Source organism: Novimethylophilus kurashikiensis, assembly GCF_003112435.1.
GTDB classification, from domain to species: Bacteria; Pseudomonadota; Gammaproteobacteria; order Burkholderiales; family Methylophilaceae; genus Novimethylophilus; species Novimethylophilus kurashikiensis.
Map to the genome: position 1 here is coordinate 189,328 of NZ_BDOQ01000013.1, position 20,741 is coordinate 210,068.

Annotated in this window: 13 protein-coding genes and 1 riboswitch; of the genes, 11 read left to right on the forward strand and 2 right to left on the reverse strand. The window is 59.9% G+C overall.

All coding sequences use genetic code 11. The features are described 5' to 3' along the window. Positions 1-105 precede the first annotated feature (105 nt). From gyrA to hisC, 5 genes are all read left to right on the forward strand, one after another. Positions 106-2,745 carry a DNA gyrase subunit A gene (gyrA, locus tag NMK_RS13525; protein ID WP_109016282.1) on the forward strand — a complete coding sequence of 880 codons (2,640 nt, stop codon included), beginning with the start codon at positions 106-108 and terminating at the stop codon, positions 2,743-2,745. Beyond that, complete coding sequence (gene serC, locus NMK_RS13530) at positions 2,745-3,869, forward strand: 3-phosphoserine/phosphohydroxythreonine transaminase (RefSeq protein WP_109016283.1); 1,125 nt, start codon at positions 2,745-2,747, stop codon at positions 3,867-3,869. The genes gyrA and serC overlap by 1 nt, the downstream gene beginning before the upstream one ends. A 3-nt stretch (positions 3,870-3,872) precedes the next feature. Then, on the forward strand, positions 3,873-4,937 hold the full coding sequence (gene pheA / locus NMK_RS13535) for a prephenate dehydratase (RefSeq protein WP_109016284.1): 1,065 nt from the start codon (positions 3,873-3,875) through the stop codon (positions 4,935-4,937). 63 nt (positions 4,938-5,000) lie between these two features. Further along, positions 5,001-5,100: riboswitch (cyclic di-GMP riboswitch) on the forward strand. Between the two features lie 92 nt (positions 5,101-5,192). After that, positions 5,193-6,050: a flagellar motor stator protein MotA gene (motA, locus tag NMK_RS13540; protein WP_109016285.1), complete on the forward strand. Its 858-nt coding sequence runs from the start codon at positions 5,193-5,195 to the stop codon at positions 6,048-6,050. A gap of 129 nt (positions 6,051-6,179) precedes the next feature. Next, a complete protein-coding gene (gene hisC / locus NMK_RS13545; protein WP_109016286.1) occupies positions 6,180-7,286 on the forward strand; it encodes a histidinol-phosphate transaminase in 1,107 nt (368 codons plus the stop codon). A gap of 3 nt (positions 7,287-7,289) precedes the next feature. On the opposite strand, the gene NMK_RS13550 is transcribed toward hisC, so the two are convergent. Further along, on the reverse strand, positions 7,290-7,913 hold the full coding sequence (locus NMK_RS13550; RefSeq protein ID WP_109016287.1) for a TetR family transcriptional regulator: 624 nt from the start codon (positions 7,911-7,913) through the stop codon (positions 7,290-7,292). Between the two features lie 99 nt (positions 7,914-8,012). Here NMK_RS13550 and NMK_RS13555 point away from each other — a divergent pair, with 99 nt between their 5' ends. The 6 genes from NMK_RS13555 to NMK_RS13580 all read left to right on the forward strand — a co-directional run bounded on the left by NMK_RS13555 (position 8,013) and on the right by NMK_RS13580 (position 18,920). Next, entirely contained in the window at positions 8,013-9,209 is a 1,197-nt protein-coding gene (locus NMK_RS13555) for an efflux RND transporter periplasmic adaptor subunit (RefSeq protein ID WP_109016288.1), read from the forward strand. A gap of 12 nt (positions 9,210-9,221) precedes the next feature. Further along, positions 9,222-12,404, forward strand: a complete 3,183-nt coding sequence (locus NMK_RS13560) for an efflux RND transporter permease subunit (protein ID WP_109016289.1) — start codon at positions 9,222-9,224, stop codon at positions 12,402-12,404. Further along, positions 12,397-13,824, forward strand: coding sequence for an efflux transporter outer membrane subunit (locus tag NMK_RS13565; RefSeq protein ID WP_109016290.1), 1,428 nt, complete (start codon positions 12,397-12,399; stop codon positions 13,822-13,824). The genes NMK_RS13560 and NMK_RS13565 overlap by 8 nt, the downstream gene beginning before the upstream one ends. Positions 13,825-13,915: 91 nt before the next feature. Next, positions 13,916-15,076, forward strand: a complete 1,161-nt coding sequence (locus tag NMK_RS13570; protein ID WP_109016291.1) for an HlyD family secretion protein — start codon at positions 13,916-13,918, stop codon at positions 15,074-15,076. Then, the gene (rbbA, locus tag NMK_RS13575; protein WP_305778757.1) at positions 15,037-17,802 is read left to right on the forward strand and encodes a ribosome-associated ATPase/putative transporter RbbA; all 2,766 of its coding nucleotides are present in this window, start codon (positions 15,037-15,039) and stop codon (positions 17,800-17,802) included. The genes NMK_RS13570 and rbbA overlap by 40 nt, the downstream gene beginning before the upstream one ends. Further along, the gene (locus NMK_RS13580) at positions 17,778-18,920 is read left to right on the forward strand and encodes an ABC transporter permease (protein WP_370848818.1); all 1,143 of its coding nucleotides are present in this window, start codon (positions 17,778-17,780) and stop codon (positions 18,918-18,920) included. The genes rbbA and NMK_RS13580 overlap by 25 nt, the downstream gene beginning before the upstream one ends. Here the strand turns inward: NMK_RS13580 and NMK_RS13585 are convergent, their stop codons facing one another. Continuing rightward, on the reverse strand, positions 18,921-20,741 hold the full coding sequence (locus NMK_RS13585) for an AMP-dependent synthetase/ligase (protein WP_109016294.1): 1,821 nt from the start codon (positions 20,739-20,741) through the stop codon (positions 18,921-18,923).

Consider the following 20,741-nt stretch of genomic DNA (forward strand, 5'->3'; position numbering starts at 1 on the left):
AAAACCTATCGAATGCGTGTTGAAAGCCGACTTGGAGAGGGTAAAAGCGACCCCATCTCATGCTAAAATTGACGACTTTATGTCGTGGTCAATTCACAAGAATTTATGGATCAGTTCGCCAAGGAAACTCTCCCTGTAAGTCTCGAAGAGGAGATGCGTCGCTCCTATCTTGATTACGCCATGAGCGTGATCGTGGGACGAGCATTGCCGGACGTTCGCGATGGCCTGAAGCCCGTGCATCGGCGCGTGCTTTACGCCATGCACGAGCTCTCCAACGATTGGAACCGTCCCTACAAGAAATCGGCTCGTATCGTCGGCGACGTCATCGGTAAATACCACCCGCATGGCGATACGGCTGTCTACGACACCATCGTCCGCATGGCCCAGGATTTCTCCTTGCGCTACATGCTGGTCGACGGCCAAGGTAACTTCGGTTCTGTGGACGGCGACAACGCGGCTGCGATGCGATATACCGAAATCCGCATGGCCCGAATCGCCCATGAACTGCTGGCCGATCTCGACAAGGAAACCGTCGATTTCGGCCCCAACTACGACGGCTCGGAGCAAGAGCCGCTGGTCCTCCCGGCCAAGATTCCCAACCTGCTCATCAACGGCAGCTCGGGCATTGCCGTGGGCATGGCGACCAATATCCCGCCGCACAACCTCAACGAAGTTGTCGATGCCTGCTTGGCGCTGTTGCAGAACCCGGAAATGAGCCTGGACGAGTTGATCGACATCGTGCCTGCTCCCGATTTCCCCACGGCGGCCATTATCTACGGTACGGCCGGCGTCAAGGAAGGCTACCGTACCGGTCGCGGCCGTTGCGTAATGCGCGCTCGCACCCATTTCGAAGAGATCGGCAAGGGCGACCGCCAGGCCATCATCGTCGACGAACTGCCGTACCAGGTTAACAAAAAGACCTTGATCGAGAAGATCGCCGAACTGGTCAACGAGAAGAAGATCGAAGGCATCTCCGACCTGCGCGACGAGTCCGACAAGTCCGGCATGCGCATGGTCATCGAGCTAAAGCGCGGCGAAGTGCCGGAAGTCGTGCTCAACAACCTCTACAAGCAAACCCAGCTGCAAGACACGTTCGGCATGAACATGGTGGCCCTCGTTGATGGTCAGCCGCGTCTGCTCAATCTGAAGCAGATGCTGGAAGCATTCCTGCGCCATCGCCGCGAAGTGGTGACGCGCCGGACGGTATACGAACTCAAGAAGGCGCGCGACCGCGGGCATATCCTGGAAGGCTTGGCTGTAGCGTTGTCCAACGTGGACGAGATCATCGCCCTCATCAAGGCCGCGCCTACGCCTTCGGTTGCCAAGGCCGGCTTGATGGAACGTGAATGGCATTCGCCGTTGGTGGAAGAAATGCTGTCCCGCGCCGAGGTCGATAGCGCATCGTTCCGCCCCGAGGGGCTGCCCGCCGAGTTCGGCTTGGGCAAGAACGGTTACCGCTTGTCGGATGCTCAGGCGCAAGCGATCCTGGAACTGCGCCTGCAACGCTTGACCGGCCTGGAGCAAGACAAGATCGTCAACGAATACAAGGACGTGATGGCGAATATCGCCGACCTTCTGGATATTCTGGCCAAGCCCGAACGCGTGACCGAAATCATCGTCACCGAACTCGCCGCCATCCGGCAGCAGTTCGGCGACAAGCGACGTAGCGAGATCGTGCACGATGCGCAGGATCTTTCCCTCGAAGACCTCATCACGCCGCAAGATGTGGTGGTGACGCTTTCCCATACCGGCTACGTCAAATCCCAGCCGCTGGACGAGTACCGCGCCCAGCGTCGCGGCGGACGCGGCAAACAGGCTGCTGCCACCAAGGAAGACGATTTCATCGACAAGATGTTTGTCGCCAATACGCACGATTACATCCTGTGCTTCTCCAGCCGCGGCCAGGTCTACTGGCTCAAGGTCTATGAAGTGCCGCAAGGCTCGCGCATCAGCCGCGGCAAGCCCATCGTCAACCTGTTCCCGCTGGAAGATGGCGAAAAGATCAATGCCATCCTGCCGGTCAAGGAGTTCGACGAGAACCATTTCATCTTCATGGCGACCGCCATGGGGACGGTGAAAAAGACGCCGCTGACGGACTTCTCCAACCCGCGTCGTGCCGGCATCATCGCTATCAACCTCGATGAAGGCGACTACCTCATCGGTGCCGAGATCACCAACGGCACGGACGATGTCGTGCTGGTGTCCGACGGCGGCAAAGCGGTCTGGTTCGATGAAGAGGACGTGCGCCCCATGGGCCGTGCGACCCGAGGTGTGCGCGGCATGCGCTTACAGGACGGCCAGCGCGTGCTATCCCTGCTTATCGCCTCCAATGACCAGCAAAGCGTCCTGGTGGCGACCGAGAACGGCTACGGCAAGCGTACCGTCCTGGCTGATTTCCGCCATTCCGGCCGCGGCACGCAAGGTGTCATGGCGATTGCTACCTCTGCACGCAACGGCAATGTCGTCGCCGCCAAGCTCGTGAGCGACGAAGACGAGATCATGCTGATCACCACCGGCGGCGTACTGATTCGTACCCGAGTCCGCGAGATTCGCGAACTGGGGCGCGCCACACAAGGTGTGACTCTTATCAACCTCGGTGATGGCGAAAAGCTTTCCGGCATGGAAAAGATCGTCGAGTCCGATGACGAGGGCGAAGAGGGGCTTGAAGGCGAGTCCGACCTGAACGAAGACGGCGGTTCGAACGAAGAATCCGGTACTGAAGAAAGCGGCGAGGGCGAAGCATAATGGCTCGCGTGTGGAATTTCAGTGCGGGCCCATCTGCACTTCCGTTGGAAGTGCTGGAACAGGCCCGCGATGAGCTGACCGACTGGCATGGCAGCGGCATGTCCGTGATGGAAATGAGCCATCGCGGCAAGGATTTCGGCACCATTATCGATGCTGCCGAGGCAGACCTGCGTGACTTGCTGGACGTACCAACCAATTACAAAGTGTTGTTCTTGCAAGGCGGAGCGACGCAATTGTTTTCGCAGATTCCGCTTAACCTGGCGGACAGCCGTTCTGCCGATTACCTAGTCACCGGTTCCTGGTCCAAGAAGGCCGTGGAAGAAGCGCAGCGCGTGGCTCCGATTGCCGGTGCAGTGCGTGTGGCCGGTAGCACGGCTGCCAAGGGCGCTGTGGCCGACGGGTTTACTCGTTTCCTGCGCGACGAAGAAATCAGCCTCGATCCGCAAGCCGCGTTCCTACATGTGTGCACCAACGAGACCATCTACGGTGTCGAGGTACAGGACGATTGTGCGCATCTTGCTGCACGCGCCGGCGCAGTACCGCTGGTGGCGGACATGAGTTCCCACATCCTGTCGCGACCGGTCGATGTTTCCCGCTACGGCATGATCTACGCCGGAGCGCAAAAGAACATCGGGCCTTCCGGCTTGGTCATTGCCATCGTGCGCGAGGACTTGCTGGGACGTGCGGTCAAGACGATGCCCAGTACCATGGATTTCGCCATTGCGGCGGAAAACGGCTCCATGCTCAACACGCCGCCGACCTTCGGTATCTATGTCTCAGGCCTCGTATTTCAATGGCTGAAGCGCCAGGGCGGCGTGGCGGCAATGGAGCAGATCAACCGCCGCAAGGCCGAGTTGTTGTACGGTTATATCGACGGCAGTAACGGCTTCTATCGCAACCCGGTGGATGTCCCTGATCGTTCACGCATGAACGTCCCGTTCACACTACAAAATAGTGCGCTTGACGATGTATTCCTCAAGGAAGCCCAAGCCGCCGGATTGCATGCGCTCAAGGGTCACAAGTCCGTCGGCGGCATGCGAGCATCCATCTACAACGCAATGCCGCTGGAAGGGGTACAAGCCCTGGTAGAATTCATGCAGGACTTTGCACGTCGGAACGGTTAAAGCATGAGCGACGAACTCAAGAAATGCCGCGAGCAAATCGATAGCATCGACGACCAGATGCTGAAACTGGTCAGCGAGCGCGCACGCCTCGCTCACGAAATTGGCATGCTCAAGAACGGCGGCCCGATTTATCGGCCCGAACGCGAAGCGCAGGTGCTGCGCCGTTTACTTTCACAGAACGATGGGCCGTTGCCTGAAGCCTCCGTTACCGCCATCTTCCGCACAGTCATGTCGCATTGCCGGGCGCTCGAAAAAGAGCTTGCCGTGGCTTTCCTGGGGCCGCTAGGCACGTATAGCGAGGAGGCCGCGAACAAGCAGTTCGGCGGCGTTTCCAGCCCCGTGCAATGTGCCTCGTTCGACGAAGTATTCCGCACCGTAGAAGCAGGGCAGGCTGACTACGCCGTGGTGCCGGTCGAGAACTCGACCGAGGGCGCCGTCGGTCGCACCCTGGATCTCCTGGTGCAAACCTCGCTCAAGATTTGCGGCGAGGTGGAGTTGCCAGTCCACCATAACCTGCTTTCCAAGAGCGATTTGTCGTCGATTCGCAAAATCTATTCGCATGCCCAGTCCCTGGGGCAGTGCCATGAGTGGCTCAACCGCAACATGTCGGGCATCGAGCGTATTGCGGTAGCCAGCAACGCAGAAGCAACCCGTCTGGCCGCCGAAGAGCCCGGCACTGCCGCCGTTGCAAGCAAGCGCGCTGGCGAGTTGTTCGGCCTCAATTTGCTGGCAGAGCACATCGAGGACGATCCGCGCAACACCACGCGGTTTTTGATCCTATCCAATCACGACGTCGCGCCTTCCGGCAAGGACAAGACTTCGCTGGTCATGGCCACGCGCAACGTGCCGGGGGCGGTGGTGCAACTGCTTTCTCCACTGGCTGAGAACGGCGTCAGCATGACCAAGCTTGAGTCGCGGCCGCTCTATACTGGCATGTGGGAATACGTGTTTTTCGTGGATATCGAAGGTCATCGTGACGACGAAAAGGTCGCCAAGGCCCTCGCGGAGCTGGAAGCACGCGCCGCCTTCGTCAAAATCCTCGGCTCTTATCCTGTCGCCGTCGTCTAAGCACTAACCCAGGCAGAGCATGCGGAGTTGACACCTCCGCATGCTCAAGTAGAATTCCCTCATCACTGTTAACGGCTAACTTGTCGAAAGGCAAGGGCGCAAAGTCACCGGTCTAACGAGAGAACTCCTTGCGAGATTTCTCCATGACGGCGGGACCGCCAGTATCAAAGGATGGACCGTAGCGTCCCATCCAGGCTGTCTCTCATTCGGGCTCCCCGAAGCGGTGAATAAGCCCCTTTCGACAATAACAAGAAAATGAAATTGATCCTCGGGGCGATGGTTATCATCGGCTGTATTCTCGGCGGTTACGTCTGGGAAGAAGGCAAAATTCTTGCACTGGTACAACCTGCCGAATTAGTCATTATCGGCGGTTCGGCGCTGGGTGCGTTCATCATTTCCAACTCGGTTCACACCCTGAAAAAATGCCTGCATGGGCTGGGAGAGCTGTTCACGGGGTCTAAATATAACCGCGCGCTTTATACCGAAACCCTGTCCCTGCTTTATGCCATCCTGCAGAAAGTACGCAAGGAGGGCATGATGGGGATCGAGTCGGATGTCGACGATCCTTATCGTAGCCCGGTATTCGCGCGGTTTCCCAAGGTGCTGGCGCACAAACGTATCGTCGATTTCATCCGTGATTACTTCCTGATCATGACCAGCGGTGTCATGAATGTGTACGAGATCGAAAACCTGATCGAGGTCGACATGGAAGCTTCCGCTCATGCTGCCCGGAAGCCGCACCAGGCCTTGACCTTCCTCTCAGACTCATTGCCTGCGTTCGGGATCGTCGCAGCAGTGATGGGCGTGGTTGTCACCATGGGTGCCATTGGCGGGCCGCCGGAAGTGCTGGGGCACAAGGTGGCCGCCGCACTGGTAGGTACTTTCCTGGGCATTCTGCTCTCTTACGGTTTTCTGGGTCCGGCGGCCAAGTACATGGAAAGCATCGCCGAGGATGAGGAGCAATACTTCACCTGCATCAAGACCTGCATCATCGCGCATCTCAACGGTTATCCGGCCAAGATGGCGATAGAGTTCGCTCGCGTCTCTATTGCACCCGATATCAGGCCTTCTTCGACAGAGCTCGACCAGCTCCTGCAATCAGCTAAATATTAATGTCTGATCGGCGGCGGCTAAACTAGCCAGCCGCCGCTTGCCTCCATTAAAATGAAGCGTCTTGGGTGGGATGATTTCCACCCAACTCGCATTGGTGCGCCGATGCTTCTGCCAATTACAGGACGCTTCATGAAGAATCTCACCCAAATCGTTCCATCCCATGTGCGCGGAATTGCGCCTTATCAGCCGGGCAAGCCTATTTCAGAGCTGGCACGGGAAATGGGGTTGGAGGAGGGGAGCATCGTCAAGCTTGCGTCCAACGAGAATCCGCTAGGAGTTAGCCCGAAAGCCTTGGCAGCCATGGCGGCAACCCTGCAGGATATTGCCCGCTATCCCGACGGCAACGGTTTCGTGCTTAAAGACGCTATCAGTCGCAAGTACGGCATTGCACAATCGCAAATCGTCCTGGGCAACGGCTCCAACGATGTCCTGGAATTGGCTGCACGCGCTTTCCTGTCGCCAGGAACGGAAGTGGTGTTCTCCCAGCATGCTTTCGCGGTGTATCCATTGGTGACGCAAGCGATCGGTGCAGTCGGCGTCATGACGCCTGCCAAGAACTACGGGCACGACCTTGATGCGATGCTGGCCGCTATAACGCAAAATACGCGCATGATTTTCGTGGCCAACCCGAACAATCCGACTGGGACGTGGATTGACAAGCAAGCGCTGCATGCATTTCTCTCCAAGGTTCCTAACGATGTCATGGTGGTACTGGACGAAGCCTACGACGAATACCTGCCCGACGATCTCAAGTCCGAGGCCATCGGCTGGATCGCCGAATTCGACAACCTTATCCTGACGCGGACTTTGTCCAAGGCTTACGGATTGGCGGGGTTGCGCGTGGGGTTCCTGGTCGCCAATGCAGCGGTGGCCGACATGATTAACCGCGTGCGCCAGCCTTTCAACGTCAACAATGTTGCTCTGGCTGCAGCTGCAGCTGTGCTGGACGATGAGGATTTCGTGCGCCGCACACGCGAACTCAACGATGCTGGCATGAAGCAGCTGACCGAGGGGGTGGCGCGTCTTGGGCTGGAATACATTCCATCCTACGGCAATTTCGTTTGCGTTCGCGTCGAGAACGCCATGGAGGTCTACCGCAAGCTGTTGCAAAAGGGCGTGATCGTGCGCCCCGTAGGCAATTACGAATTACCCGATTTCCTGCGTGTCAGCATTGGGCTTGAAAGCGAGAACGCGCGCTTTCTCCAAGCGCTAGAAGAGGTGTTGCAGGGCCGCTAAGCGTTATTCCTCGCGCTTGCGAAGACCATTCAGTAGCATGTCTATCATGCCCGGCGCTTCGTCTGCTAGCGAAAATAAACCGGGATTCAGCACCCAGCATGTAATCAGGCCGCTAATGTAGGCATACCAGGCGAACGCGGTAATTTGCGGGTTAATCGTGGCAGGGATGAGCCCCTGTTCCCGTGCGGTAGTAATGGCTGTTTCAATGCTGCAAATGCATTCGCTACGACGTTGCAGCTCATGCTCACGGCCGATTTCCATGTCGGCCACCAGTTCGCACTTGTGCTTCACGATATCGAATACGCGACAGGTTTGCGCATCCTGTGCCACCAGCGACAGCACGCTGATAGCGGAGTTGCGCAAATAATTCAGTGGGTCGTCCAACTGATTCGCACTTAACTTGTCTACCATCTCATCGATGGGCAGCTTCACGCGCTCCAGCATGGCATGGACGAGGTCAGCCTTATCCTTGAAATGCCAATAAATGGCCCCGCGCGTGACGCCTGCTGCACTGGCGATTTCTGCCAGCGAAGCACGAGCCACCCCTTTTTCATTAAAAACTATTTCCGCCGCGTCCAGTAACTGGCTACGTGTGACCTCGGCATTTTCTTTGGTGCGCCTAACCATCGATAAGAATCATCCTTAGGAATTTCTTTACATACATGCGTGTATGTATGTAAGATTAGCATAATACTGCCGCTCAAGCAATATATCAAGGATGCTAACATGCTGATTGTGAATAAGAAGTTTTATCTACGCCCTGTATTGGCCGCGACTGCGGCTGCTTTGGCAATCGGCCTAGCCGGTTGCAAAGGTAAAAATAACGACGCCCAGCACAGCGGCATGGAAAGGCCCACCCCTGAAGTGGCGGCGCTTACCGTTCAGTCGCAGACCGTGCCTGTAACACTGGAATACACCGGACAAATTGCCGGCGTGCGCGACGTCGAAGTGCGCGGCCGCGTCACCGGTATCCTTCTTAGACGTAACTACACAGAGGGCGCCCCGGTGAAAGCCGGACAATCCCTGTTTACCATCGATCCTGCACCTTACCAGGCAGCGTTGGCCCGCGCCGAGGCCGATCTCGGCAGTGCCGAAGCCCGCAAGGCCCAGGCCGAACGAGATGCTGCACGCCTCAAGCCTTTGATCGAGGCTCACGCCATTGCCCAGAAGGACTACGACGATGCGGTCTCCGCGGTGCAAATTGCCGCTGCCGACGTTAAGTCTTACCAGGCACGCGTCACGGATGCCAAGCTTAACCTGACCTATACGCGCGTCGATGCGCCGATTTCCGGCATCGCCAGCCGCAATCTCGTCACGGAAGGCACGCTGGTCTCCGGCCCCGACGTGTTGCTCACCACGGTGACGCAGATGGACCCGATCTACGCGAGCTTCGGCATTTCCGACAACGAGCGCCTGCGCCTCGATGCCGATGCCAATAGCGGCCGCCTCGTACTGCCCAAGGACGGCAAGTTCGACGTAGCGGTCAAGCTCGCCGACGGCAGCATGTACCCCAAGCAGGGCAAGATGAATTTCAACGATATCCGGATCAGCACCGCGACGGGGACCAGCGACGCCCGTGCCGAACTGCCCAATCCCCATGGTTTCCTGCGGCCGGGACAATTCGTGCGTGTCGAGCTGAGCGGCGCCAAGCGCGTGAACGCCATCCTGGTGCCACAGCGTGCAGTGCTGGAAGGCCCACAAGGCAAGTTTGTGTACGTCGCCACCGCCGACAACAAGGCCGAGTCTCGGCCCGTGGAAGTGGGCGAATGGACGAACGAGTCGTGGGTCATCAACAAGGGGCTGCAAGCCGGCGACCGCGTGATCGTGGACGGCGTGCTCAAGATCGGTCCGGGCGCCCCCGTGAAGGTATCCAACCTCAGCGCACAATCCACGACTGCCCCGGCGCCTGCCGGCAAGCATTAAGGAGCGCGGCGCATGTTCTCCAAATTTTTTATCGACCGCCCGATTTTCGCGGCGGTGTTGTCCATCTTCATCGTCATCGCCGGCCTGGCGTCGATCAAGATTTTGCCGATCGCGCAATATCCTGAAATCGCGCCGCCGGTCGTCACAGTGCGCGCCGTGTATCCGGGTGCCTCGGCCGAAGTTATCGAGCAAACCGTTGCTTCTCCGCTGGAGTCGCAGATCAACGGCGTGGAAGACATGATGTATATGAGCTCCACCTCGGCCTCCAACGGTGTGCTCGAAATCCAGGTGACGTTCAACATCGGTGCCGATGCCGACAAGGCGGCGCTCAACGTCAATAATCGCGTCAAGCAAGCCGAAGCGCGGTTGCCGGAAGAAGTGCGGCGGCAGGGCGTGACGGTGGAGAAGGGTTCGTCGTCCTTCCTGCAGGTGATCGCCTTCTATTCGCCCAACGACCGCTACGACAACCTGTTCATCAGCAACTACGTCACGATGAACGTGCTGGACCGCATCAAGCGCATTCCCGGCACCACCAACGTGCAGATTTTCGGCGCGAAGGACTACGCCATGCGCATCTGGCTGAAGCCGGAACGCATGACCAACCTGGGTGTTTCGGTCGCTGAAGTCGCCGCGGCCATCCGCGCCCAGAACGCGCAGTTCGCGCCCGGCAAGATCGGCCAGCCGCCGACCGAGCACGGGCAGGAGCTGGTCTATACCATCACGGCACAAGGCCGCTTGTCCGATCCCAAGCAGTTCGAGCAGATCATCGTGCGTTCGGACAACAAGGGTTCGCAGATTCGCCTGAGCGACATCGCTCGCGTCGAGCTGGGCTCCAAGGATTACGACTTCGTCGGCCGGGTGAACGGCAAGCAGGCCACGCTAGTCGGCGTGTTCCTGCAGCCAGGCTCCAATGCGCTTGGCGTCGCGGACGAAGTCAACAAGACCGTGGCCGAGCTGGCGCAAAGCTTCCCGGCTGGGCTGGAACGTGCCGTGGTGTATGACACGACGCGATTCGTGCGCGTCTCCATCCACGAGGTGGTGAAGACGCTGTTCGAAGCCATGGTGCTGGTGTTCCTGGTGGTGCTCTTGTTCCTGCAGAACATTCGGGCCACGCTGATCCCTACGCTGGCCGTGCCGGTGTCGCTCATCGGGACGTTCGCCGGGTTGCATATGCTCGGCTATTCCATCAATACGCTGACCTTGTTCGGCATGGTGCTCTCTATCGGTATCGTGGTGGACGACGCCATCGTGGTGTTGGAAAACGCTGAGCGGCTCATGCACGAACACAACATGACGCCGCGCGAGGCGGCCATTGAGGCCATGCGTGAGGTGACCGGCCCTGTCATCGCCATCATGCTGGTGCTGACGGCCGTGTTCGTGCCTATCGCCTTCATGGGCGGCCTGGCGGGCGAGCTGTATCGCCAGTTTGCGATCACCATTTCCATCTCGGTGATCATTTCCGCCATGGTGGCGCTGACGCTGACGCCCGCACTGTGCGCCATCATCCTGCGTCCGGAGCACAAGCAGGTAGGGCGTTTCTTCCAAGCTTTCAACCGCTTCTTCCACTGGCTCACGCATCGCTATACTGGCGGTGTGGCTTGGTTGATCCGCCGCAGCGCCATCGGTGTGCTGCTGTTCCTTGCCATGGTCGCGGTCACGGTGCAGCTGTGGCGCACCACGCCGACCTCGCTGGTGCCGGACGAAGACCAGGGCTATTACATCGCCGCCGTATTCCTGCCGGACGGCGCCAGCCTGGAACGTACCGACCGCGTCGTGAATCAGGTGACGGACATCATCCATTCCAACCCCAACAGCCAGTACTCAGTGGCCTTCACCGGCATGGACTTCCTCGGCGGTTCGTTCAAGAACAGCGCCGCGACGATCTTCTCGTCGCAAAAGCCCTGGGAAGAACGCAACATGCCGAGCGCCGCAATGGTGGGCGAATTGTTCGGCAAGACCGCGGGCATCAAGGAAGCGCTGGTGCTGGCTTTCAACCCGCCTGCCATCTTCGGCCTGGGGAATGCGGGCGGCTTCGAGGTCAACATCCAGAACAAGGGGGAGGGCGGTGCCAAGCGCTTGAGCGAAGTGACCCAGGAATTCATCGGCAAGGCTTCCAAGGATCCTAGCTTCGCCTTCGTCCAGACCTTGTGGCGCGCCAACACGCCGCAGCTTTACGTGGACGTGGACCGCAGCCGTGCCGCGGCGTTGAACGTCAACTTGCAGGATATCTTCGATACCTTGTCGGCCACGCTGGGGACCTTCTACGTCAACGACTTCAACAAGTTCGGCCGCACCTGGCAGGTGCTGATGTCTGCGGACGAGCAATACCGCCGCAAACCTGAGGACATCAACAACCTCTACGTCCGCTCGGCCACGGGGAAAATGGTGCCGATGTCGGCCGTGGCAACGGTCAAATACAGCACCGGTCCGGATACATTGACGCGCTTTAACAACCTGCCTTCGGTCAAGTTGTTCGGTAATGCTGCGCCCGGTGTCAGCTCCGGCGAAGCGATCGCCCGTGTCGAGAAGTTGATGAAGGAAACGCTACCGGCCGACTTCACTTACGAATGGAGCGGTGCGTCGTACCAGGAAAAACGCACGGGCGGGGCGTCCAACGTGGCGCTGGTCCTGGCGGCTATCATGATGTTCTTTATCCTGGCCGCACTGTACGAGCACTGGCTGCTGCCGTTCTCGGTGCTGCTGGCGCTGCCGTTCGGCGTGTTCGGCGCGCTCGCCATCGTCTGGTTGCGCAATCTGGTGTTCGGCCTGCTGTTCCCTGGCGTGCCGATCCCGCCGCTCACCAACGACGTGTATTTCCAGATCGGCCTGGTGACGCTGCTGGGCCTGGCAGCCAAGAACGCGATCCTGATCGTTGAATTCGCGCTGATGAAACAAAAGGAAGACAACATGCCGATCCGCGAAGCCGTGCTGGAAGCAGCCCGTCTGCGCTTCCGTCCGATCTTGATGACCTCGATGGCCTTCATCCTGGGCGTGGTGCCGCTGGCGCTATCGACCGGGGCGGGCGCCGGGGCGCGACAATCGGTGGGTACGGGCGTCATGGGCGGCATGCTGGCCGCGACCTTCCTGGCGATCTTCTTCGTGCCGCTGTTCTTCAAGCTGCTCGACGTGCAGCACGAGACACCGGAACAAAAAGACGCCCGCAACGGCAACTCCAAGGACAATACGCATGAATAAGATCCGCGCCGCGACTTTAGGCGCAGTGCTGGCCCTGACCGGCTGCGCCAACCTGAACCCATTTACGCCGTACGAGCAGCCCAAGGTGGAAATGCCCGCCGCATGGACGGGGCTGCCGCAAAACGCCAAGGCCTACGACAACGCCCAATGGTGGAAGGTATACGGCGATGCCACGCTGGATCAACTGATCGACGAAGCGCTGGCACATAACGAGGATATCAACGTCGCCACTGCCCGCATTGACGAAGCCCGTGCCAGAGTCGTGCTGGCCGACGCCGATCGCGATCCGACAGTGACGGCGAATTTCCAGCCTTCCATCACGCGCATCACCAAGCGCGGTTCGGCTCCGACGTTTCCCGGCCAGCATTTCACCAATACCGACTATCTGGCGACGATCAACGCATCGTATGAGCTGGACTTGTGGGGCAAGCTGCGCGGCGCGACCGACGTGGCCCGGGCCAACCTGCTGGCGACCGAAGCGGCGCGCGACACGGTGCGCAACAGCCTCACCGCCCAGGTCGCGCAAGGCTATTTCGCGCTGCTCGCACTTGATGCCCAGATCGATACCAGCCGTCGCACGCTGGAAACACGTCAATCCGCGCTCAAGCTGCAACAGCTGCGCATGAACAGCGGCGTTGCTTCCGAGTTCGAAGTCCGCCAGCGCGAAGCGGAAATCGCTGCGGTAGAGGCGCAAATCCCGTCGCTGGAGCGCAACCGCAAGGCGCAGGAAAACGCGCTTTCCGTGCTGCTGGGCCGCTCTCCCCGCGCCGTAATGGAAGGCAATATCGCCCGTGGCACGCCGACTGCACCGGCCGACGACGTGGTGCCGGAAGGGCTGCCCTCCGAGTTGATGTTGCGCCGCCCCGACTTGCGCCAGGCCGAGCAGCAGCTCATCGCCGCGCACGGCAATGTGGGCGTGGCGCGTTCGGCCTATTACCCGTCGATTTCGCTGACCGGCTATTTCGGCGGCGAGAGCAAGCATCTGGCCGACCTGTTCATCGGCCCGGCGCGCATCTTCCAGTTTGCGGCGGCGATCAACGAGCCCATCTTCTCCGGCAAGCGCATCGGCGCTTCGGTCGATGTCGCCAAGGCCCAGGAAGAACAGGCGCTTGCGCAGTATCGCCAGGCCATCGCCAATGCCTTCAGCGACGTCAGCAACGCGTTGGCGGCCCAGCAAGCGGCGCGCGAAGTACGCGTGGCGGAAACGGCTCATGTCGATGCCCTGCAAAAATCGCTGGCACTTGCCAAGCTGCGTTTTGAAAACGGTATTTCCAGCCAGCTGGATGTCCTGGATGCCGAACGCAACCTGCTGCAAGCCCAGCTCAACCTGACCGACGCCGAGCGTGCGCAACGTGCCGCCGCAGCCGATCTCTTCAAGGCGTTGGGTGGAGGCTGGAAGGCCCAGGAGGCGAGCCGTTAACCCACTTTCCAGATGCGGCGCAATCAAATAGGATGATGGAATCCTATTCATATCCAGAATCTATGATCGCGTCACATCAGGAGTCCCGGCCATGAGTCCCGCCAGACGGCGGCTCATGGTCTTTTTGTTGGCAGGTGCCGGCCTGGCTCTGGCGGGCGGATGGGCCTGGCAGCATTTCAAACCCGCGGCCTTGCCTTCAAGTATTGTCTCCGGCAACGGCCGTATCGAAGGCACGGAAGTCGATATCGCGGCCAAGTCTGCCGGTCGGTTGCTAGACGTGCTGGTGAACGAGGGCGATTTTGTCGAAGCCGGTCAAATCGTGGCGCATATGGATACTGCGGCACAGCAGGCCGAGTTGCGGCAGATGCAGGCCAAGGTGATGGAGGCCAAGAGCGCCATTGCCGCGGCTGATGCGCAGACAGCGCAGCGCCGGCAAGCTGAGGCGACTGCGCGGTCGTTGATTGCACAGCGCAAGCGTGCCAAAACGACGGTCCAGGCCCAACTGGCCCAGCGCCAAAGCGAAGTCGAGTTCGCCCGCAACGAACTCAAGCGTTCCGAAGAGCTGGTTGCCAAGGGCTTTATCACTGAACAGCGCCTGGATAGCGATCGCACCCGATTGCAAAGCGCCAATGCAGCGCTGGACGCAGCCCAATCGCAAATGGCTGAGGCCGATGCCGCCATCGATGCCGCTAGCTCGCAAGCGGCCGAGGCGAACGCCGCCATCAGCGCATCGATCTCTCAGGTCGAACAAGCGAAGGCCGCCCTGGTTGCGGCACAGGCCGCCGCCGACAAGCTCGCCACCGACATCGAGGACGGCGTACTCAAGGCCACGCGCGGCGGCCGCGTGCAATACCGGCTGGCAGAGCCGGGCGAGGTGCTGGGGGCGGGCGGCAAGGTGTTGACCATCCTCGACGTGAGCGATGTCTACATGACCTTTTTTCTTCCCGAGACCGTCGCCGGCAAGGTCGCCATCGGCGCCGAGTCGAGGCTGGTGCTAGACGCGATTCCGCAATACGTCATTCCGGCGCAAGTTTCGTTTGTCGCCAGCAGCGCGCAATTCACTCCCAAGACCGTGGAGACGCGCACCGAGCGCGAAAAACTGGTCTTCCGCGTTAAGGCGCGCATCGAACCGCAATTGCTGCAAAAGTATCGAACGCGGGTCAAAACCGGCTTGCCTGGGGTTGCGTATGTGCGGCTCGATGATGCCACGCCATGGCCGGCGCAACTCCAAGTGAAGCTGCCGCCGCCATGAGCGGCGAACCGCCTCCTGTCGCGCGGCTTACTGCCGTTTCCCATCGCTACGGGGATACCGTCGCGCTCGATGCCGTCGATCTTGCGCTTCCTTCCGGTTGTATGGTCGGGCTCATCGGCCCCGACGGCGTGGGAAAATCCACGCTGCTCGCCTTGCTTTCCGGCACGCGCAAGATCCAGCAAGGGCAAATCGAGGTGCTGGGCGGCGACATGGGCGAGGCCGCGCATCGCAACGCGGTTTGTCCCCGTATTGCCTACATGCCGCAGGGGCTGGGCAAAAACCTCTACGCCACGCTGTCGGTCCATGAAAACATCGATTTCTTCGGCCGCTTGTTCGGGCTTTCGGCCAGGGAACGCGCCTGGCGGATCAAGGAATTATTGGCGAGCACCGGTCTGGCACCGTTTGCCGATCGCCCCGCGGGCAAGCTCTCGGGCGGCATGAAGCAAAAGCTGGGGCTGTGCTGTGCCCTCATCCACGATCCTGAACTGTTGATTCTCGACGAACCCACCACCGGGGTGGATCCGCTCTCGCGCCGCCAGTTCTGGCAGCTCATCGGGCGCATCCGCAAGCGCAACTCCGGCATGAGCATCCTGGTCGCTACCGCCTACATGGAAGAAGCCGAGCAGTTCGATTGGGTGGTGGCGATGAATGCAGGGCGCGTACTTGCCAGCGGCACGCCGCAAGCGCTGAAGGACGGCCATGCCACCTTGGAACAAGCCTTTATCGCGTTACTCCCGAATACCCAGCGCGACGGCTATCACCCGCTCGAAATACCCCCGCAACAGCCTTGGGAGGGCGAGCCGGCTATCGAGGCACATGCGCTCACCAAGCGCTTCGACAGCTTTACCGCCGTGGAAGCCGTGAGTTTTCGCATCCGTCGCGGAGAAATCTTCGGTTTCCTGGGTTCCAACGGCTGCGGCAAGACCACCACGATGAAGATGCTCACCGGCTTGTTGCCGGCCAGCGAGGGCGAAGCTTTCCTGTTCGGAAAGACTGTTTCCGCGGGCGACCTGGAAACGCGTCGCCGGGTCGGCTACATGTCGCAGTCGTTCTCGCTCTATTCGGAGCTTACGGTGCGGCAGAACCTGGAACTGCATGCGCGCCTGTTTCAACTGCCCGCCGAGCGCATTCCGGCTCGACTCGGGGAGATGCTCGAGCGTTTCGGCCTCGGCCCCTATATCGATGCCCGGGCGGAAAGCCTGCCCTTGGGCATCCGCCAGCGTCTATCGCTTGCCGTGGCGGTGATCCACGGGCCCGAGATGCTGATCCTGGACGAACCCACCTCTGGAGTGGACCCCGTTGCGCGCGACAGTTTCTGGCAACTGCTGATCGACCTCTCGCGCAACGACGGGGTGACCATCTTCATCTCGACTCACTTCATGAATGAGGCCGAGCGCTGCGACCGCATCTCGCTCATGCATGCCGGCAAGGTCCTGGCACAGGGGGTGCCGGCTGAGCTGGTGCGAAAGCGCCATGCAGAAAACCTGGAGCAGGCGTTCATCGCCTGCCTGGAAGAAGCCGGGCAGGAGGAGCCGGGCGAGATGGCTTTCGAAGAGCCTGCCCAGCATTCCCAGTCGGTGCGTGTTGGTCCATTCATCCCCTGGTTCAATCGGCGCCGTTGGTGGGCCTATGCCTGGCGAGAGGCGCTGGAAATCCGGCGCGACCCGATTCGACTCGCTTTTGCGCTGCTGGGGCCGATTTTGCTGACCATTGCTTTCGGCTACGGAATTTCGTTCGATGTGGAAGACCTGACCTACGCTGCACTCGATCGCGACGGTTCGCCTGAAAGCCGGGCTTACCTGGAAAACTTTTCCGCCTCGCGCTATTTCAAGACCATGCCGCCACTGCACGACGAGGCCGAGCTGGAGCGCCGTATGCGGGGCGGCAAGATCAAGCTCGCACTCGAAATCCCACCCGGCTTCGGCGAAAAGGCACGGCACGGCCATCCGGTCGAAATCGGTGCCTGGATCGACGGCGCGACGCCGTTCCGCGCCGAGACCCTGCGCAGCTATGTCGAAAGCATTCACCAGGGCTATCTGCAAAGCTTGGCGCAACGTGAGGGCAAAGTCGTGGCTGCCTTGCCTGCGACCATAGAAACGCGGTTCCGCTACAACCAGGATTTCAAGAGCGTGTACGCCATGGTGCCGGGTATCGTCATGCTGATGCTGGCGCTGATTCCCGCCATGATGACCGCCGTGGGCGTGGTGCGGGAGAAAGAAATGGGCTCCATCATCAATTTTTACGCCACGCCGGTGACCGGGCTGGAGTTTCTGCTGGGCAAGCAGTTGCCTTATGTCGCGATCGCGTTCGCCAGCTATTTCACCTTGCTGCTGCTGGCAATTTTCCTGTTCCAGGTGCCCATCAAGGGCAGCGCTTTTTCGCTGACGGCCGGTGCGGCGCTTTATGTCGCAGCTACGACGGGCTTTGGGTTGCTGGTGTCGTCCTTCGTCAAAACCCAGATCGCGGCGCTGTTCGGGACGGCTGTGCTCATCATGCTGCCGGTGATCCAGTTTTCCGGCTTGTTCACGCCGGTGTCTTCGCTTTCGGGCGGCGCGCGGCTGATGGGGCTGGCGTTTCCCAGCACTTATTTTCAGCACATCAGCCTGGGGGCCTTTACCAAGGGGCTGGGCGGGCAGGATCTGCTCACCGACTTTATGGCGTTGGGGGCGATCGTTTGCGTCTATTGGCTGTTGAGCCTCAAATGGCTGAAGGGGCAGGAGGCGTGATGCGGGCCTTGCGCAACATCTACCGCTTGGGTTTGAAGGAACTGGCGAGCCTGCGCTACGACACGGTGCTGGTCGTGCTCATCGTCTATTTCTTCAGCTATGCGGTGTATGCGCCAGCCAAGGGCACGCAGATGGAACTCATCAACGCGTCAGTCGCTGTGGTGGACGAGGACCGGTCTGTGCTCTCCCAGCGCATTTTCGATGCCTTGCTACCCCCGCATTTCCTGCCGCCGCAGCATCTCGAAGCATCGCAGATCGACCGTGCCATGGAGCGCGGAAAATATACGTTCATTGTCGATATTCCGCCCGATTTCGAGGCCGACGTGATGCGAGGACGCAAACCGGTGATCCAGGTCAACGTGGACGCCACGGCCATGATCCAGGCAGGGAGCGGGGCCGGGCACCTGCAATCGGTCATTGCACAAGAGATATTGGCGTTTACGCATACCAAGGTCGATACGCCGGTGAACCTGGTGCTGCGTAGCCAGTACAACCCCAACCGCGAATCTGTCTGGTTCGTGGCACTGATGCAGGTGGTCAACAACATCACGCTGCTGGCGATTTTCCTGACCGGCGCGGCGCTGATCCGCGAGCGGGAGCACGGCACTATCGAACACCTGTTGGTCATGCCGCTGACCCCGGCTGAAATCATGCTTGCCAAAATCTGGGCGAACGGTCTGGTGGTCGTGGTGGCCGCCAGCCTCTCGCTCGAACTCATGGTGCGAGGGGTGTTGGGCGTGCCGATTGCCGGATCGCTGCTGCTATTTATCTCAGGGGAAGTGATCTATCTGTTTTCGGTCACGGCGTTGGGGATATTCCTCGCCACCCTGGCACGTTCCATGCCGCAGTTCGCGCTGCTAGCGATGCCGGTGTTCATCGTCATGAACCTGCTTTCCGGCAGCAATACGCCGTTTGAGAGTATGCCCGCTGCGGTGCAGCACATCATGCGTTTTTCACCCTCGACGCACTTCGTCAGCCTGTCGCAAGCCATTTTGTTCCGCGGAGCGGGCATCGATGTGGTGTGGCCGGAGTTCCTGGCGACCGCAGGCTTGGGCGTGGTGTTTTTCTTCGGTGCGCTGCTGCGATTCCGCAAGACCATCAGCCAGATGCAGGCGTGACTAAATACTGGTGGATAGATAGCCGTCGTACAGTTTCTGGTATTCCTGCTGGTAGCGTGACAGCACCTGGTTGCGTTTGATTTTCAGGGTTGGCGTCAGCAGGCCGTTCTCGATCGTCCAAGGCATAGCCAGCAACGCCACGCGACGAATACGGGTGTAGCCGGGAAAGTCGCGGATTTGGCGTGAAATGCGGCCGAGGGCCAGCTGTTGCCCGGCCTTACTTTCCAATGCTTCCGGCCAGGGCTCGACTTCGCCCCAGGCCATCGGCGTGGCTTCCCATTGTTCGCGATTAACCACGACCAAGGCGCTCAAATAGGGTTGGCCTTCGCCTACCACCATCACCTGGTCGAATAGCGCGTCCTGCAAAATGGCGGCTTCCAGGTCGCCCGGCGGCACCTTTTCGCCGTTGGACATGACGATGATGTCTTTCACCCGGCCGACGATGGTGATGTAGCCGTCTTCGTCGATCCGCGTAATGTCGCCGGTCTTGAGCCAGCCGTCCTCGGTAAAGATCTCCCGCGTGGCGGATTCGTTCTGCCAATACCCTTGCATCACTCCCGATCCGCGTACGAGCAGTGCGCCGTCCTCATCCTGTCGGACTTCCACGCCAGGAATGGGCGGCCCGACGGTGGCCGGTTTATTGTTGTGATCGAGGTTGACGCTGACCACCGGCGAGGCCTCGGTCAATCCGTAGCCTTGCAGGATTTCCAACCCTAGCGCGATGAAAATACGCGCCACCTCAGGGGAGAGGGCCGCACCGCCGGAAAGCGCCTTGCGCAGCCGTCCCCCTAGGCGGTCGGTGAGTTTTTTCGCCACAAGCTGTTGCAGCACCGGCCACAGCAGGAACGAAGGGTGCCAGGAAGCGCGGCCCTGGTGATGTTCGAAACGGCGATAGCCGATGTCTACGGCCAGCTCGAACATTTGTCGCTGCAAGGGCGTGCCTTTTTGCAGCCGATTGCGTAACCCGGCATAGATACGTTCGTAGATGCGCGGCACCGAGACTAGCAGCGTCGGCCGGAGGATGGAGAAATCTTCCTGCAATTGCTGGAACGAGCGCGCAAACCCCACCGAGGCGTCGGCCATGATGGGGATGTAGTAGCCCACGGTGCGTTCCAGCATGTGCGAAAGCGGGAGGAAAGAAAAAAACTGATCGTCCCGTTGCACGTCGAAGGTCTGCAACGAATCCCAACCGTTATGCAGAATATTGCGATGGCTCAGCATCACGCCCTTGGGGCGTCCCGTAGTGCCGGAGGTGTAGACGATGGAAGCGAGGCGATCGGCGTCCGGTTCAATGGGGGGATTACCATCTCCAGCCTCCGGAAGCCAGTCTTCGAGAGCCATGATGCGACTGTCGGGCGAGTATTCAGGGGCCTGCGTGATGGTGACAATGCGCCTTAGCAGGAAAGGATTGTCCAAGGTGCGGCGAATCGCCAGCCACGACTCGGCATGGGCGCATAGCAGAAGTTGCACGCCTGCATCTTGCAGGACGTAGGCGGCGTTATCGGGACGATCGCTGGTGTAGAGCGGTACGGTGATGAGGCCCAGGCTCAGCGCTGCCTGGTCGAAGATGATCCAGTCGGGACCATTCTTCAGCATGACGGCGACATGGTCGCCGGGAAGCAGGCCTTCGTTGCGTAGTGCTGCCTGCCAACGCAAGACCTCCGCGTTGACTTCTCTCCAGGTTATGGACCGCCAGGATTGCGTGCGATCGTCGAAATAACGGTATGCGAGACGGTTGGGGGAGCGGCGAACGCGCTCTCGGAACAAGCCGTCCAGCGTGACTGCAGCTTCCGGGGAGATACGATGAGACTGCAATGTCAC

What these genes read in the sequence shown, in the direction of transcription:
- NMK_RS13580 (WP_370848818.1), top strand. Translation starts at nt 17,778, where the DNA reads ATGGCTGAAGGGGCAGGAGGCGTGATGCGGGCCTTGCGCAACATCTAC.
- serC (WP_109016283.1), top strand. Translation starts at nt 2,745, where the DNA reads ATGGCTCGCGTGTGGAATTTCAGTGCGGGCCCATCTGCACTTCCGTTG.
- NMK_RS13565 (WP_109016290.1), top strand. Translation starts at nt 12,397, where the DNA reads ATGAATAAGATCCGCGCCGCGACTTTAGGCGCAGTGCTGGCCCTGACC.
- NMK_RS13560 (WP_109016289.1), top strand. Translation starts at nt 9,222, where the DNA reads ATGTTCTCCAAATTTTTTATCGACCGCCCGATTTTCGCGGCGGTGTTG.
- NMK_RS13555 (WP_109016288.1), top strand. Translation starts at nt 8,013, where the DNA reads ATGCTGATTGTGAATAAGAAGTTTTATCTACGCCCTGTATTGGCCGCG.
- NMK_RS13570 (WP_109016291.1), top strand. Translation starts at nt 13,916, where the DNA reads ATGAGTCCCGCCAGACGGCGGCTCATGGTCTTTTTGTTGGCAGGTGCC.
- rbbA (WP_305778757.1), top strand. Translation starts at nt 15,037, where the DNA reads ATGGCCGGCGCAACTCCAAGTGAAGCTGCCGCCGCCATGAGCGGCGAA.
- motA (WP_109016285.1), top strand. Translation starts at nt 5,193, where the DNA reads ATGAAATTGATCCTCGGGGCGATGGTTATCATCGGCTGTATTCTCGGC.
- NMK_RS13550 (WP_109016287.1), bottom strand. Translation starts at nt 7,913, where the DNA reads ATGGTTAGGCGCACCAAAGAAAATGCCGAGGTCACACGTAGCCAGTTA.
- hisC (WP_109016286.1), top strand. Translation starts at nt 6,180, where the DNA reads ATGAAGAATCTCACCCAAATCGTTCCATCCCATGTGCGCGGAATTGCG.
- pheA (WP_109016284.1), top strand. Translation starts at nt 3,873, where the DNA reads ATGAGCGACGAACTCAAGAAATGCCGCGAGCAAATCGATAGCATCGAC.
- gyrA (WP_109016282.1), top strand. Translation starts at nt 106, where the DNA reads ATGGATCAGTTCGCCAAGGAAACTCTCCCTGTAAGTCTCGAAGAGGAG.